The sequence below is a fragment of the Sphaerospermopsis sp. LEGE 08334 genome (assembly GCF_015207205.1).
In the GTDB taxonomy this organism is placed as follows: domain Bacteria; phylum Cyanobacteriota; class Cyanobacteriia; order Cyanobacteriales; family Nostocaceae; genus Sphaerospermopsis.
In genome coordinates, this window is sequence record NZ_JADEXH010000027.1 from 1 (window position 1) to 15,898 (window position 15,898).

The 15,898-nt window shown below is 34.4% G+C and carries 15 protein-coding genes and 1 pseudogene; 3 read left to right on the top strand and 13 right to left on the bottom strand.

The window, feature by feature from the left end:
• Positions 1 to 125: 125 nt before the first annotated feature.
• Positions 126 to 929 (bottom strand): annotated as a pseudogene (locus tag IQ237_RS15705) (Rieske 2Fe-2S domain-containing protein); the annotation flags it as partial.
• Between the two features lie 199 nt (positions 930 to 1,128).
• Here IQ237_RS15705 and IQ237_RS15710 point away from each other — a divergent pair.
• Positions 1,129 to 1,542, top strand: a complete 414-nt coding sequence (locus tag IQ237_RS15710; RefSeq protein ID WP_096572784.1) for a heavy metal-responsive transcriptional regulator — start codon at positions 1,129 to 1,131, stop codon at positions 1,540 to 1,542.
• Between the two features lie 100 nt (positions 1,543 to 1,642).
• On the opposite strand, the gene IQ237_RS15715 is transcribed toward IQ237_RS15710, so the two are convergent.
• The 8 genes from IQ237_RS15715 to IQ237_RS15750 form a co-directional block, all read right to left on the bottom strand.
• The gene (locus IQ237_RS15715; protein ID WP_194056744.1) at positions 1,643 to 1,879 is read right to left on the bottom strand and encodes a hypothetical protein; all 237 of its coding nucleotides are present in this window, start codon (positions 1,877 to 1,879) and stop codon (positions 1,643 to 1,645) included.
• Complete coding sequence (locus IQ237_RS15720) at positions 1,880 to 4,144, bottom strand: heavy metal translocating P-type ATPase (RefSeq protein ID WP_194056746.1); 2,265 nt, start codon at positions 4,142 to 4,144, stop codon at positions 1,880 to 1,882.
• Between the two features lie 121 nt (positions 4,145 to 4,265).
• Positions 4,266 to 4,460: a heavy-metal-associated domain-containing protein gene (locus IQ237_RS15725; RefSeq protein ID WP_096570826.1), complete on the bottom strand. Its 195-nt coding sequence runs from the start codon at positions 4,458 to 4,460 to the stop codon at positions 4,266 to 4,268.
• Between the two features lie 188 nt (positions 4,461 to 4,648).
• Positions 4,649 to 5,248 carry a DUF305 domain-containing protein gene (locus tag IQ237_RS15730; RefSeq protein ID WP_194056748.1) on the bottom strand — a complete coding sequence of 200 codons (600 nt, stop codon included), beginning with the start codon at positions 5,246 to 5,248 and terminating at the stop codon, positions 4,649 to 4,651.
• Positions 5,249 to 5,730: 482 nt separating this feature from the next.
• Positions 5,731 to 6,537, bottom strand: a complete 807-nt coding sequence (locus IQ237_RS15735) for a pentapeptide repeat-containing protein (protein WP_194056750.1) — start codon at positions 6,535 to 6,537, stop codon at positions 5,731 to 5,733.
• Between the two features lie 14 nt (positions 6,538 to 6,551).
• Positions 6,552 to 7,190, bottom strand: a complete 639-nt coding sequence (locus IQ237_RS15740; protein WP_194056752.1) for a hypothetical protein — start codon at positions 7,188 to 7,190, stop codon at positions 6,552 to 6,554.
• A gap of 252 nt (positions 7,191 to 7,442) precedes the next feature.
• Positions 7,443 to 9,098, bottom strand: a complete 1,656-nt coding sequence (locus tag IQ237_RS15745; protein WP_194056754.1) for an RluA family pseudouridine synthase — start codon at positions 9,096 to 9,098, stop codon at positions 7,443 to 7,445.
• Positions 9,099 to 9,321: 223 nt separating this feature from the next.
• Complete coding sequence (locus IQ237_RS15750) at positions 9,322 to 10,479, bottom strand: serine/threonine-protein kinase (RefSeq protein ID WP_194056756.1); 1,158 nt, start codon at positions 10,477 to 10,479, stop codon at positions 9,322 to 9,324.
• Positions 10,480 to 11,483: 1,004 nt separating this feature from the next.
• On the opposite strand from IQ237_RS15750, the gene IQ237_RS15755 reads away from it, so the two are divergent.
• Positions 11,484 to 12,164 carry a hypothetical protein gene (locus tag IQ237_RS15755; protein WP_194056758.1) on the top strand — a complete coding sequence of 227 codons (681 nt, stop codon included), beginning with the start codon at positions 11,484 to 11,486 and terminating at the stop codon, positions 12,162 to 12,164.
• Positions 12,165 to 12,399: 235 nt separating this feature from the next.
• On the opposite strand, the gene IQ237_RS15760 is transcribed toward IQ237_RS15755, so the two are convergent.
• Positions 12,400 to 12,552, bottom strand: a complete 153-nt coding sequence (locus tag IQ237_RS15760) for a hypothetical protein (protein WP_193941571.1) — start codon at positions 12,550 to 12,552, stop codon at positions 12,400 to 12,402.
• Positions 12,553 to 12,785: 233 nt separating this feature from the next.
• A complete protein-coding gene (locus IQ237_RS15765; RefSeq protein ID WP_228020367.1) occupies positions 12,786 to 12,869 on the bottom strand; it encodes a XisH family protein in 84 nt (27 codons plus the stop codon).
• A 295-nt stretch (positions 12,870 to 13,164) separates the two neighbouring features.
• Between IQ237_RS15765 and IQ237_RS15770 the strand changes: the two genes are divergently transcribed.
• A complete protein-coding gene (locus IQ237_RS15770) occupies positions 13,165 to 15,075 on the top strand; it encodes a hypothetical protein (protein ID WP_194056760.1) in 1,911 nt (636 codons plus the stop codon).
• An 8-nt stretch (positions 15,076 to 15,083) separates the two neighbouring features.
• Here IQ237_RS15770 and IQ237_RS15775 read toward each other — a convergent pair whose 3' ends face one another.
• Positions 15,084 to 15,413: a XisI protein gene (locus IQ237_RS15775; RefSeq protein WP_194056762.1), complete on the bottom strand. Its 330-nt coding sequence runs from the start codon at positions 15,411 to 15,413 to the stop codon at positions 15,084 to 15,086.
• Positions 15,401 to 15,817 carry a XisH family protein gene (locus IQ237_RS15780; protein ID WP_194056764.1) on the bottom strand — a complete coding sequence of 139 codons (417 nt, stop codon included), beginning with the start codon at positions 15,815 to 15,817 and terminating at the stop codon, positions 15,401 to 15,403. The genes IQ237_RS15775 and IQ237_RS15780 overlap by 13 nt, the downstream gene beginning before the upstream one ends.
• Between the last annotated feature and the right edge of the window lie 81 nt (positions 15,818 to 15,898).

Here is a 15,898-nt window from a genome sequence, read left to right on the forward strand (position 1 = left end):
TGGCTAATTCCCAATAGCAGGCATCTTCAGCACTGATTCTAGCGTATAATCTGAGTATCTTTGCACTTTACCTTCATTTCCTCAAAAGCAGTTGTGGTGAAGGTTAGATAGTTTTCGGAGATGTCTATTAATATTGTCATTATTTCTGCTCTACCCGCTTCTATTAAACGGGAAGCAAATATAAGATTAAATTGTAAAAAATCTACACTAATTGTAATCATTCCTGTCGTGCCATACCAATAACAAAGATGATAATGAACAGGTTTTTTATAAAAGGAACGAATCAATTTCATTAACCAGTAATCAGGAGTTGAGTGAGTAGTATTAGTAAAAGTAATGGCATTTTCATTGATTTCTTGTTTTTCAAAATTAAATTCTGATAGTAATTTATGAACTGTGTTAAAATGTTGAGCATCAATAGCATTAATCATAAAAACATTAGGGTGACAGTTGGTGATAAATCTTGCACTCAAAGCACTTTCAGATTCTTCCATTTCCAACTCAGGAATAAACGGTAAAGGTTGTTGAGGTGTTTCTCCTGTCCAAACCCAAATTAAACCATATTTTTCAGCAGTAGGCCAACTTTTAGCTTTAACTTTAACAGGTTCTTCTAAACAAGGAATTTCTACACAAAAACCTTCAGAATCAAATTTCCAGTGATGAAAAAAACAGCGTATTTCATTACCTTCTACTGTTCCTTCTCCCAGATGAGCGCCAAAATGAGGACAGTAAGCATCTAAAATCACAGCTTGTTTATCTTCACCACGATAAATTACTAATTCTCTACCCAAAATTGTCACGGGTTTAACTTCACCAACTCGTAACTTTTTAGAAGGTATTACCCAATACCAACCTTCAATAAAACGTTCTGGTTGATTGAAAATTTTAGGTTTTCTAGTATAGTTCAAATTTGCTGAATTGACGTTCATTTTTAGATTTATACTTATAGTCAAGGGGGTAATCTAGAAATATCACACCCAGCAAATAAAAACGGTTATTTTTGGTACTTCATTGGTAATTGGTAATTGGTGATTGGTGATTGGTGATTGGTGATTGGGTAAGATTGTTAACCGATTCTCTATTCCCATTCGTATGTTATCATCAAAATAAGAGTTGGAAAAATCTGCTGTGTTAATTGAAGATAAACAACTACTTTTAATTGGTCAGGTAACAGAAAAAAGTGGTGTTCCTATTAGAACAATTCGTTATTATGAAAGTTTAGGTTTAATTCAAGCATCAGCACGTACTGAAGGAGGTTATCGGCAATTTTCGTCTGATGTATTAACTCGATTATCTTTTATTAAAAGAGCGCAACATTTGGGGTTAAGTTTAGAAGAAATTAAAGATATTTTGGAAGTTTATGATCACGGTAAACCCCCTTGTTGTGAAATTCAAGAAAAACTGCAAGCAAAGTTATCACAGATTGATCATCAAATTGAGCAATTATTAACTTTACGCTCAGAAATTAATCAATTACTTTCCGGTTGGCAAAATACAGAAATCAAACCTGAAGATACTATTTGTCCAATTATTCAGAAATAAATTTTAATTGGTGGTTGGTGGTTGGTGATTGGTGATTGGTGATTGGTGATTGGTGATTGGTGATTAGTAAAATTATTCCCTATTCCCTATTCCCTATTCCCTATCTTCTCACCTCTGATTTACTGAAAATAAACCACCATAATTCTAAACCTATTAAACCTAACCCAGCAATAATCACACCGACTTTTACACCTACAGGTTGTGCAATAATTTGAAATTGACTATTATTATGTTGTGAATGAGAACTGGATATTTCTGCGGTTGCTGGACTTGATGTTAATAATACTAAACAAGCAAGAATTACCCAAAAAATGTTTTGATTTTTTTGCTTTAACACTTAATTGACTCCTGCTTGAAACTTACGTAATCTTAAAGCATTGCTAACTACAGAAACGGAAGAAAGTGCCATTGCTGCACCTGCAAGAATGGGGTTAAGTAACCAACCGAAGATAGGATAAAGAATACCTGCTGCAACAGGGATACCAATGATGTTATAAATAAAAGCAAAGAAGAGATTTTGCTGAATATTATTAATGGTAGCGCGACTAAGTTGAATAGCGGTGACAATTGCTTGCAAATCTCCAGAAATTAAAGTTATATCACTTGCTGCGATCGCCACATCTGTACCTGTTCCAATAGCTATTCCTACATCTGCTTGCGCTAACGCTGGTGCATCATTAATACCATCCCCCACCATGGCGACAATTTTAGATTTTGGATTTTGGATTTTGGATTGCAATGATTTAATGATAGCAGCTTTTTGATCAGGTCTGACTTGAGCAAAAACTTGAGAAATACCAACTTGATGAGCGATCGCTTCCGCAGTAGGTTGATTATCTCCTGTTAACATTACCACTTCTAAACCCATCTTTTGCAATGTTTTTACCGCTGCTGTTGAGGAAGGTTTTAAAGCATCCGCAATACCCATTATTCCTGCTAATTCTCCATCAACAGCCATTAAAATGACAGTTTTTCCTCCGGTTTCCCAAGCAATTTTATATTCTTGCAAAGCATCGGTATTAATTGCTAATTGATTTAACCAGTATTCTGTCCCAATTTGCACTGAATGATGATTAACAATACCTTGTACACCACAACCAGCAACAGCTAAAAAATCCGTAACTTCTGTTAAATTAACCTGTTGAGATTCGGCATATTTTACCACAGCTTCCGCTAGAGGATGTTCAGAATTTCTTTCTACAGATGCAGCTAATTTTAATAAATTCAATTCATTTTGATTTGCTGTACCTTTAGCAGTCACAAAATCTGTAACTGTGGGTTTACCTTGAGTTAAAGTCCCGGTTTTATCAAGTACAATAATTTTAATTTTATGTGCTAATTCTAAACTTTGGGCATCTTTAATTAAAATACCATTTTCCGCACCTTTACCAGTTCCTACCATTACAGAAGTAGGAGTAGCTAAACCCAAAGCACAAGGACAAGCGATAATTAAAACACCCACCATTGTAATCAGAGAAAGGGTAAAATTACCTGTAAAATTAAACCAAATCAAAAAAGTAGCGATCGCAATAGCAATAACAGCAGGAACAAACCACCCTGTTACCTGATCTGCTAATCTTTGAATAGGAGCTTTAGAACCTTGAGCTTCTTGGACTAATTTAACAATTTGTGCTAAAAAAGTATCCTTACCTACCCTAGTTGCTCTAAATTTAAAACTACCAGTTTTATTAATTGTCGCCCCAATAACTTCATCACCAGCTTGCTTTTTCACAGGTAAACTTTCACCCGTTACCATCGCTTCATCAACCATTGAATTACCATCAATTACTTCCCCATCAACGGGAATTTTTTCCCCAGGACGCACCAAAATTATATCATTAATAATTACATTTTGAATAGGAACATCAATTTCTTTTCCATCCCGCACAACTCTAGCTGTTTTTGCTTGCAAACCTATCAATTGTCTAATAGCTTCTGAAGTTTGTCCCCTAGCACGATGTTCCAAAAACCGCCCCAACAAAATTAAAGTTACAACCATTGCTGCAACTTCATAATAAACATGAGTTTCTAAACCTTGGGCAATAAAAAAACCTGGAAACAGCGTCACAAATAAAGAATAAAAATAAGCAGCACCAGTACCCAAAGCAATTAAAGTATCCATCGTGGCGGTGTGGTGTTTTAAAGACTTCCAACCATTTCTAAAAAACGCACCTCCACACCAAAACTGCACCGGAGTTGTTAATATTAACTGCAACCAAGGATGATGTAAAAAATCAGGAATAAAAGGTAATTTTAATCCCGTCATCATCGGTAAAGAACCGACAAACAGAAAAATGCTAATTATCCCCCCTGTCCATAATTTAAGCTTTAATTCTTGTTCTTCTGCTATTTTTTGGACTTGTTCCATATTATCTTCACCCTGTGCTTCTGCCATAGCAAAAGATGAATAACCAGCATCTTCAATAGCAGCTTGAATTTCTGTTAAATTAGTCTGTTGTGGTTCATAATTAATAGTTGCTTGTTCTGCACCAAAATTAACATTGCAATCAATCACACCAGGAACTGCAAGTATAGCTTGTTCCACATTATTAGCACAGGAAGCACAACTCATTCCTTTGAGTTTGAGAGTAATATTATTCATAATTTAGAGTAGGGAATAGGGAATAGGGAATAGGGAACAGGAAAAGGCAAAAGGCAAGAGGCAAAAGGCAAAAGATAAATATTCTTCCCCTGCTTCCCCTGCTTCCCCATCTCCCTAACTATTAAGCAGGAGGATAACCAGCAGCAGTTAAAGCTTCTTTAATAGCAGTTTCTGAAGCTTGAGTATCGACATTGACAAGTTTGGTTTTGGGATCAGCTTCCACGTTAGCGTTAGCATCTACGGCTTTAACTGCATTGGTAATATTGTTGGCACAAGCAGAACAAGCCATTCCCGGTACTGTAAGTTTGATTGTCATAACTTTAAACAAGAAAGTGAAAAAATCAAGTGAACAAAAAATTAAGATTCAACTTATACAGCAGTTTCGAGGTAAATGAGGTACAAGGTTAACAAGCAGGATGCCTGTTCCACAAGGGTTTTATGATTTGAATTTGTACCTCACTGGTATGAAATATGCTGTAACTGATAACTGATAACTGTCACCTGTCACCTGTCACCTGTCACCTTTTCTAACTGCTGCAATTTCTCCAGTTGGGCAGTTTGCGTTTTGATGATAGCTTGAGCTAAATTGCGAATTTGTGGCTCATTAGCATTTTCAGCAGCTTTCTTTGCCATCTTCACTGACATTTGTTGATGATCTATCATCCGCCGCAAAAATTCCTGGTCAAAGTTGGGGGCATTTTCTAAAGATTCTAAACTCATCATTCCGCCCATACCACCCATACCCATACTCATACCCATACAATTCATTGTACCGGCAGGAAGTTCTGCGCTATATAACTGTTTGTGCAAAGCTTTTAACTGGGCAATTTCTTTAGTTTGCTCGGTTTTTATCTCAGTAGCTAATGCTCTTATTTGCGGATTTTTTGCTTTTTGTATGGCTAAATCTGCCATTTGCAAGGTTTTTTGGTCATGGTGAACCATCATGTTTAGAAAACGCTGATCTCCCTGTTGTTGGGGCATGGTGTTTGTCTCACCCGCAGGGATAGAAGGCGAGTTTTCCTGTTGTTGTGCTTGTACGCTAGGAGTTAGGGATATAGCAACAAGTAAACCCAAAAGACCAAAATTGACTGATTTGTTAAGCATAGCTTTTGCTCCTTTCGCTTCTCAAGGAAGGCTTAGGGCATTTCTGCCAAAAATCAGCAATTTGTTTTGCTTATGTTACCAATTTTTGGCTGAGAGTCCTGTTGTGTTGTCTAATTTATCCTAAACCCTCTAGTCGACTAGAGAGTCTAGATTGATTTTACAAATCTTAATATTTTGCCATTGATATCATGTCCGACCCATCACTGACGATATAGCTGTGTCATCATTGTATTTTCTTTTCCCAATTACCAATTCCTCAAAATCCCGATTTTTGTATTTTGGATATGATACACCCTTGGATTTTTCTCAAGCCTATATTACCATAACCACTCAAGAAGTCAAGACCCTTGGAAAATCGTTATCTGAAAAAAACTTATTGACAGTAATTCTCAGACATTTAGCGGGAAAAATGACTTGTGTAACTTTTTTGGCAAAATGCTATTTAAATAATTTATATATTTACGCTGATTAGTTTGCCGATTCTAATCATAGCTAAAAGTAACTGGTATAATTGCATCTTGTAAATTTGCACCTTTGAAGTTAGCACCTGTTAAAATTGCACCTCTGAGATTAGCACCTTGAAGATTTGCACCTGCTAAATTGGCATATTTTAAATTAGCCCCAGTTAAATCAGCATTCGTTAAATTAGCTTCACTGAAATTAGCTCGAAATAGATAAGAACTACCTAAATGTACTCTAGTTAAATTAGCCTTATAAAAATTAGCTTGATAAAGATAACTTTGCATAAGTTCTGCTTCATATAAATTAGCTTCTGAAAAGTCAGCATTAATTAAATTAGCACCCATCAAATTAGCAAAACTCAGATTACTGCGGATGAGTTTACTAGCAGCCAAATCAGCATCTTTTAAATTAGCGTTATGAAAATCAGTACCAATTAAATTAGCGTCTGTGATAATTGCACAGATGAGATTAGCAGCTTTTAAATCAGCACCAATTAAAGTTACCTGAGATAAATTTGCCTGGGTCAAAATGGCATCTTGGAAATTAGCGATACTCAAGTTAGCTTGATAAAAGTTAGCTTCAATTAACTTAGCGTGAGAGAGATTAGCATTACTTAAATTTGCACCTTGAAAATTTGTTCGCACCAGCAAAGCATGACTTAAATTTACCTTATTTAAATTCACACCTTGGAGATTTGCACCCCGAAAGTTTTCTCCTGCTAAGTTAGCGGTACTCAAATCAATTTCAATTTCCGGGTTTTCTTTTCTCCATCCTGTCCAGGTGACAGCACCTGATTTTAATAAAGTTAGATGTTGTTGATGTGCCATTTTTATTAATCCTTTTATTCCTGACGCTGACTTTGAGGAGTGCGGCCTGGTACATTTTCAATTGCGGCTAAAGCTCCTGCCGCACCGGCTAAAATATCTCGTTCCGTTCCTCCTAAATAAAGTCGCCCAAAACTGCCGACAGCTTGGACTTCCAGAATATTAATTGCGGCTGCTTTTTCAGCTTCATTAGCTGCCAGTGCAGCGTAAGCAGCAGGTTCAACTTCTAAGACATAAAGGGTTTGTCCTGCTAATAACAGTTGTCCGCGACGGGTACGGTTGATGAGTTGGGTTTGGTAAGCGTCAATGTTGCGGATGATCTGGCTAGAAACCACACGGGGTTTGAGACAGTCTTCTTTTCTGACTCCCAACAAGTCTAAAATCGCTTGTCCTGCGGCTCGTGTTTCTCCTTGAGAACCGGAATGTATTTCTAAAAGTCCATAGAGTCGTTCGACTATCTGCACTCCCGGACGGACAGAAGCAGATTTTAAGGCTACGTCTGTAACTTTATTGATTTCAATACCGGGTGAGATTTCAATCCACAGGGATGTATCCCCTGGTAATGGTAAAAAACCTTGGGCTACTGTTCCCATATATGCTGCGTGTTGCGGTTGCAGGTTGTCTAGAAATACGAAACTGCGTAATTCTATGCCCAAAGTGTTTTTCTCCAGTTATGAGTATGCAATATATGAGTTTACCGATAAAGGCTACATCTGAGAAGAAGGAGATCAAGGAGTCAGGAGTTCTAGGAGTCAGGAGTTCAAGGAGTCAGAAGGCAGGAGGTAAAAGTCGGGGCATAGCCTCTTGGTGGCATTCCCAGTCTGAGACTGGGAACGAGATCAACGAGATCACTTCCCCCTGCTCCCTGCTCCCTGTTCCCTGTTCCCTGTTCCCTATTCCCTATTCCCTTAAAACGGCGTTACTGTTTGTAAATGCAGATTTGTCCCGGTGTGGGGATGTTTAAATGTGATTTCTCTGGCGTGTAGATGTAATCGAGTAGCGTTAGCATTGCAACCATATAGGCGATCGCCTAATATATTAATTCCCAATCCTTGCACATCCGCAGCATGAACCCGTAATTGATGAGTTCTTCCTGTTAGGGGAATAAATTCTACACGGGTGTAATTTCCTTTTTTTTCAATAACTCGATATTCCGTAACGCTGGGTTTACCTTTTTCCCAATCTACTTTTTGATAAGGTCGGTTTTCAGGATCTCCCCACAATGGTAAATTAATAATACCTTTTTCTCCTTGTTCTGTGGTCAGTGAACCTGAAATAATGGCTTCATATATTTTATGTATTTGTCGGTTGGCAAATTGCTGATTTAGCTGTGCATAAGTGTTTTTATTCCGTGCTAAGATTAAAATCCCAGATGTTTCTTGATCTAAACGATGCACTGACATTAATTCCCAATCATACAAATTTCGTAAACGACTTAAAACACTATCTTGGTTTTCTACATACCGCCCCGGTACTGATAATAATCCCGGTGGTTTATTTACTGCAATTAACCATTCATCTTGATAAATAATTTCTAAGTTGTAAAAATCAGAAGTTGCAATTTTTAAACCAGATAGCAAAAACCCCATTAACGGTTGACATCTTTCAACACAAGCACCATAAAATTCTCCTGGAATCTTATCTTGAATTGTATCATATTCTGAAGATTCACCACACCAAAATTCCGCCATTGCTAGGGGTTTTAATTGATGAGTTGCAGCATAATGTAACAACTTGGGAGCGCAACATTCACCTGTTCCCGTCGGTGTTCCTGTTGGTAGTAATTGTTGGATAGATAAAGATTTTCCCGAAAAATTAGTTAATTTATAAGCTGCGTGCATTTGCTTTTGTAATTCCCTGGATAGCTCTTTTCTCTGTTGTTTAAGTTCTCTAATTCTGCTATCTGCGGCTGTTATTATTTCCTTTAAGGGGTGCAAAATTTCATTTTGACGACGTTTGAGGTATTTTCTTTCAATTCCCTGCTGACGGCTTTCTACTTCTAGTTCTGCTAAAGCAAATTCTAACTTTTCTCCTGTGAGGTTTTGTTGATATTGTTGGCGTTTTTCTTGTCGTTGTTTTTTACTATAATTATATTGTAAATTCATGATTTCTAACTGCTGTTTAAATTCAGCAGCTAAGGTTTCATATTGTTGTCGTTCTGGAATTTGTTGAAGTTGAATAATTTCCTGTTTAATTTTTTCCAATTCTGCTAAAGTTTGCTTTTCTGCTAAAGCTATTTCTTCTCTTCCGGGAATAGGTGAAACCCAACCTGCAACTACACTTAAACCGTTTAAAAGACCAGAAAATGCTTTAATAACTCTTTGTTCACCGTTGGGTAATTCAACTAATAAAATACCATACATTTTTCCTTCATTTTGATAAATTTTATTTTCCCGAAGTTGCTGCATTAAACCTTTAGCAATAGCTTCACTTAACGCTGTGCGTGGTAATTTCAGAAGTTCCCCTGTTTGGGGACATTTTCCCTCATAGTAATAGTTAGGTGGTGCAAGTTCAATCTCCATATCTGGGTTAATAAAATCTGATAAATGATGTAAAATTACCATCTGAAAATTACCATCTATTTTCTAGTGTTTTTTATAGTAATTTTAATGACTATTGAACATTTATTGAAGATTTAACTTAGCTTATTATTGATGCAATACTGTCTCTTTCAAACTCTCTTACCTTTGTGTACTTTGCGCCCTTTGCGGTTCAATCATAAGCAAACGGACATGATTTTACAAAACAATTACCAAAGTTTCCTTAATTGTTTACTAAATGCTTAAATCATCCATTTCCTAAAAATTTAGCTTTCATTTCTTCCAAGTCTTTATCTATAGCATCGTTATTAGTAGAATTATTAGTAGTAACAGATGGTTGTGGTGTCACATTCTGCGGTTGCACTTTAGCACCTGTAAACTGTGTTTTGATTTCTAATAATTCTTGCTCAATTTGACTAGGAGTTTGAGAAGAAACTGTAGGTTGAGAAGTTGAAGGTTTTTGTTTAACTGGTTGAGTAATTATTGTCGGTGGGATAACTGCGGAAGTTTGAATATTTAAATTGTTATTTATGTTATTCAAATCTTGCAGAACTTCCTGAGTTGTTTGATAACGCCGACTAGGGATAGTTTCTACCATTTTATCAATAATTCTCCCTAATTTATCACTAACAGCAGTTGGTAAATTTTGTCTCCACACCCAAGCAGCGTTATGAGTATCATAGCTATCAAAAGGCGATCGCCCTGTTAATAAATTAATACAAGTTACTCCCAAACTATAAATATCACTGGCAAAAATTGCCCTTCCCCGCATTTGTTCTGGTGCGACATATTCAGGACTACCTATACTTGTTCCTGTATGATTTAAAGCTGTACTTGTAAAAGATTTTGCCGCCCCAAAATCAACAATTACTAACTTATTATCACTAATACGACGAATAATATTTTCTGGTTTAATATCGCGGTGAATGACTTGTTTACTATGACAAAATTGCAATACATTTAATAAATCATTCAACAATTGGCGAATTTGATTTTCATTAAAAGCACCTTTGTTTATTAATTCATGAGCTAAATTTTGCCCATCAATAAATTCTTGGACTAAATACTGTCTGTCATCTTGAGTACAATAAGCCAGCAGTGCGGGAATTTGGGGATGTGTTCCCAATTCATCTAACTGAATAGCTTCCTGATTAAATAACTCTATTGCCTTTTGTACCGTATTTGTACCCTGTGCTTGGGGAAAAAATTGTTTAATTACACAGGGAGGTTTTGAGGGTTTATCCTCATCCACCGCTAAAAAAGTCCTACCAAAACCACCTTGTCCGATGGGTTTAATAGCGCGGTAACGTTCTTTTAAAAGTAACTTAGTACCGCAAGTTAGGCAAAACTTGACATCATCAGGGTTTTCCGGTTTAGAACAATGGGGGTTAAGACAGTAACTCATAAAGGCGATTCCTTCGGAGAGGTTTGCTAACGCTCACTTGTCTATATTGTGCCTTGTGCTTTGTTAAATGTTAATTGTTAAGATTATTCAAGAAAAGCATAGTTTAACAAAAAAGATAAACAAATTGGACTTTGATAATCATGAAAAATCAATTTTCTTGGACTCAACAATGATATCCTATTAGTCCCACCCAAGTAGCACAAAATTTACTTTGGGTCTGGTCTGATCATAGTTTAACAGCATTTACAGATTGCACATCCAAACAACCAGCTACCATTCCCGAAACAGAACTGGATATTAATGCAAGCGACTGATTTATGTTTGAAGCACCAATATGTTAATTATCATCAGCTTGTTAGTAAAATTACTCATATAATTGGCAGTAATATCAACAATTATTGCTGTTTGTAGTTCTTTGGCATTTTATTTATTAGATGATCCTAGTAATTATATTGTGTAACAATACCTTAGCCATTTTCCCGTAGGTTGGGTTGAGGAACGAAACCCAACAAATACGTTGGGTTTTACTTCGTTCAACCCAACCTACAAATCAAGATATTTTTGATTTTGGCAAAGGTATTGGTGTAAAAATCAGAATTTCTTAAAAGTTTAAAGTTTAATTTGCACAAGTTTTTATATTAAATTGATAAAATCTTTATTTTCTTCAAAATTTTATATGTTAAGCTAACCAACATTACGGTAAATAAAGTACCAAAACTTTTTACAGTGATATTTTCCAGGTATCAAAGTTAATTCGTGCAAAAAGTAGATAACTTTTAAATAAAAGAAAAGATAATTTTCCCTGCTGAATTAACAATCAAACCGCATCTAATCCAGGTTTTTGGTACTCATACAGGGGCATTTTATTAGTTGGTGAGCAGTCCAGATAGCTAATTATCAATAATAATCATAGACAAAATCAATTTAGCATTATATCTGGACTTATTTAGTAGCCAAAATATCAAAACCTAATTCACTTTTTCCAAATTATTGAGGATTAACACATGGTTCTTACTGTTAGAAAAACAATTCGTGATATTGTCTTCAGCAATCGCCAATTAGCAAAATTGTACTACTCAGTTAGCTTGACTCAACCTGTTTTACCACACTGGGTTGGTAATGACTACTACCGCACAAAATCATCATGGGAATTACAACCCCATCTCTGTCCATGTGATCTTGAATTAATAGAATATTTGCAAAAATATAATATTCAGGATCAGACAGTATTTCATTTTGGTACAGGCGCTCATCACATTTTAGGATTAGAAAATCAGAAGTTAGCAAAACCCAATGAAATTATTGGTATTACTGCTTCTATTCCTGAACATGAAGCTTATGTGCAAATGTGCCGTAAAAATCGCCAACTAGCTAAATTTTACAAGGTACTTTGTACAGATATCTACACTCTCACAGATCGTTCTTTACCAATGTTAGATGTGGTTGCACTCTTTCATATTGGTGAATTTTATATGGCTGAAGAAGCTCCCTTTGTGCATCATAATGATGAATCAATGGTTGATTTATTTCTCAGAAAATTGAATCCTCACGGGAAAATACTGTTCTATACACAGTCTGTAGGTTATGCTAAAGCTGAAGAAATCATCGAATCATTTACAGCCCAAGGTAAAATTTACCTAGTTGAAAAATACAAGAGTCTTTTGGTTTATGCTCAGAAAAAGTAAGTTGAATCAAGCAGTGATGTGATATTAATTTAGAATAGGTAATATTTAGATCCCCCCAACCCACTTTTTAAGGGGGGCTAATACCAATTCTCTGTAATAAGGTTGATTCAAGCGTTTTTAATAGAAACAATGGTGTGGTTATAAGATCAATATTTTCTATCTTACATTCTACCTAAATTCTCAAGCAATACCTTCTTCCCTTCTTCCTTCGTGTTCTTCGTGTCTTCGTGGTTCATTAAAAAAGGGAACAAGCAAAACACTCTGCGGTATTTTGAGCGATTTTAAATTTTTTATAGGCTTTTTCTAGAGCTTTCCTTGCTGTTCCAGTTGGACTCAGTGCAGCACTAATTAAAACATTGGTGTCAATGACAATTAATTTATGATTCATCAGCTAATAATTCTTCTAATATTTCTTCTGTAAGTCCTTTAGCTTGAGCATTTTTACCAATTATATCAAAAACAGTTAGTAAATCTTTCTCTCTGTTTTTAGGCTAATTTTTCTTTATTTGTTGGATAATTTGTTCCTGTTCTTGTGCAGGAAGTTGTAAAACAAGATTAAGAATTTGCTCAAAAGTTAAAGGAAGTGAGTAGGTTTTTTGTGTCATAGTATTTTCTCAAGTATCAACATCGATCATCGGTAATTAACCAACCATCTTTTTTTAAAGCTATTTTAACTGTATTATGAAAAATATCTTTCGCTGACATAAAAATTTAAAGTGATTTTTTATCTTAAATTATACCTAATTTTTTAAGTAATGCCTTTATATTATATTCGTAGATTGGGTTAAGCAAAGCGCAACCCAACGCAATAAAATTATGAAGATGTTGGGTTACGTACCTCAACCCAACCTACATACTACATACTTGTATAAGAACAATTTAATAGAATAAGCATTTGTTCTGATAGTAAATTTTTTAGTTTCGTTATAATATTAACTGAGTTGTTATATATCTTTACCAATACAACTTTACCTAATTAGTTATTGAAAGGGGTATTTCTATGATTACTATTACTATTTTGATAGGTATTATCTTAATTTTGAGTTATCTACTATATAGAGAAAATAATCAACAGCAATTAAATATTACTACACAAGATGTTCAGAATGTGGCTAAATATAATTTAATCACTAAAGTTTTTTTAGATGTATTTTCTCAATCTCAGCAGTTGAATAAAAAAGTTGAGATATTGACTGGTGACAATGAATCTTTAAAACAAGAAATTCAAAAGCTAGAACAACAAATTAATACTTTACTTCAGGAATATCAAACAACTTTAGAGTTGAATAATAAGTTACAGATACAAAATACTATTTTTAAACAAAGAAATCAAGACTTGGAAACAAATCAAAAATCCTTTATTCAAAAGTTGGGAGGTATTGTTTATAAGGAAAACTTGGAAGATAAAACATGGGATTTGGTTTTAGACAAAGTTCAGGTGTTAATGAATGAACGTAATGAAGCTGTGATCAAAATTCAAGCTATTAATCAAGATATTGAAGTTATTAAACAGAAAAATGAACTTCTTGTTAAAGAAAAGAATACATTTGATCAATCATTGCAAGTTCTCAAGTCTATAATTGCTACAAAAGAAAATGAGATTAATTCATTAACTTCAAAGTTGAGTGGTTTAGAATTTAGATGTGAAGAGTTAGTTAAAGATTTACAATCTAGAACTGATAATAGTATTGAGTTAGAGCAAATTAAAAACGAATTAAAAAACCTGCAAGATGTTATAATTTATAAAGATGGTTTGATTCAAAGTTTGGAAATACAAAAAGGGGAGAATTTACAAAATATATCGTTATTAGAAGCAAGTGTTACTAATGAAAAATCTAATTGTGAATCACTGACACAAGAGAATATGAGTTTGCATAGTCGTGTGCAACAATTAGAAGGTGAAATTGAAGTTTTAAATAATAAACCTGTAGATAGTGATATAGAAAGGTTATCATCTCAGATTGCTCAAAAAGATAATGAGATTAAGAAGTTAGAAGTTGAGAATAATCAAAATATTCAAAAAATTGAGCAGTTGAAAATAAAACTTACTGAAAAAGAATTAGAGTTAAAAACAACTATACAGGATAGTAATAATCGTATTCAGGAATTGGAAAAAGAAAGAGATTTTTTGAAATGGAAATTAAGTGTATTGTCGGTTAGTGATAGTAGTGGGTTGACTGAGGAATTACAAAAACAGATTGCTCAAAAAGATGGTGTGATTAAAAAATTGGAATTTGAAAATTATCAAAATCGTGAAAGTATCAAATCATTAGCAGAAAGTTTTGATGAATTAACAGAGAATTTTAATGAGACAGAATATCAACTAGAAGTAGTGACAAGAGAGAAAAATTATCTGGATAACCGTGTTAAAGACTTGGAAGCTGATGTTAGAGAATTGGAAGGAGAAAAGTATTTGTTGATTCAGAAGTTAAGAGATACAGAATCAGAAATTAGTGAATTAAATCAAGAAATTAACGAATTAAAGCAAAAAAATAGTGAATTAGAGCAGGATCTTTCATCAATGTCTCAGTATGCAGATGAACTAGAACAGTATGCAGAAGATTTAGAACAGTATTATTTAGAGAAGTTAGAAACCTATTCAGATACTCCTAATATAAACAAATTAGAGGAGTTACAAAAACAAATTTATGAGAAAGATACTTGTATTAGACAGTTGAAAGTGAAACTAGAAAATTGTTCAAATTTGATCAATATAACCGAAGTAGAGGATATAAAAAAACAAATTGATAAAAAAAATGCTTATATCCTAAATTTGAAATTATCTCATGATGCAGAGATTGATATTGACCTTAACATTATTAGCTCGTTAGAAAATTCTCTGTATGAAGAACAACGGAAAGTCAAACATTTTCGTGGTGTCATAAGAAAGCTAAAAAAGTACATCAGATAAATTAAAATCTAAACCGATGCGAAACCAGTAAACTGTCTGACATAAGGTGATCTAAAACCTAAAACAATATCCGTTTTCGGAACACCTAACTCTACCAACTCATTAGCTACACCTTCCTCTGTAAAATCGCACTGAATCCAGATTTTCCCGTTGATAATATCTATATGAATCATTGAACCATAAGTCCGTTTTTCACCTTCCCATCCTAGATGAATTACTAAATAATGATCTCTTTGATTATCAAATATTAATTGTAGTTCTGTTCCCTTAGCTAAATGACTTTCTGTATGTCTTGCTAATACAGTCTGTACTAATTCTGAATAATTCATTCTTTCCATAAAACAATCTCCTGTTTGCTACCTTCAAATATCAATAGTTTTAAGTTATGTTCACCAATTATGTCTTGAATCACAGGTTTCAGAAAAAATGCTGTATATATTTCATAACTAATTGCTAAATATAAAATACGATCAGGTTCTTCTGTTCTTAAAATAGAACGGTAATTAAGTGTTTGCCCTAAAGCTGTATGAAATTCACTAATTGCCGATTTTCCTAAAAAAGATTTTATCTCAACAGCTATTTTTTGTCCTTCTTTTTCTGCTCCTAAAAGTCGCTCTGCTCCTAAATCAATACGAAATTCTATAGTATCTACTATAAATATTAAAGGATCAGCAGTAATTAACCAACCATCCTTCTCTAAAGCTAACCTAACTGCATTATGAAAAACATCCTTCGCTGACATAAAAAATTAAAGCCATATTTTCTATCTTAGATTATACCTAATTTTTGAAATAATACCTTCCTCCCTCTGCGCTCTCTGCGT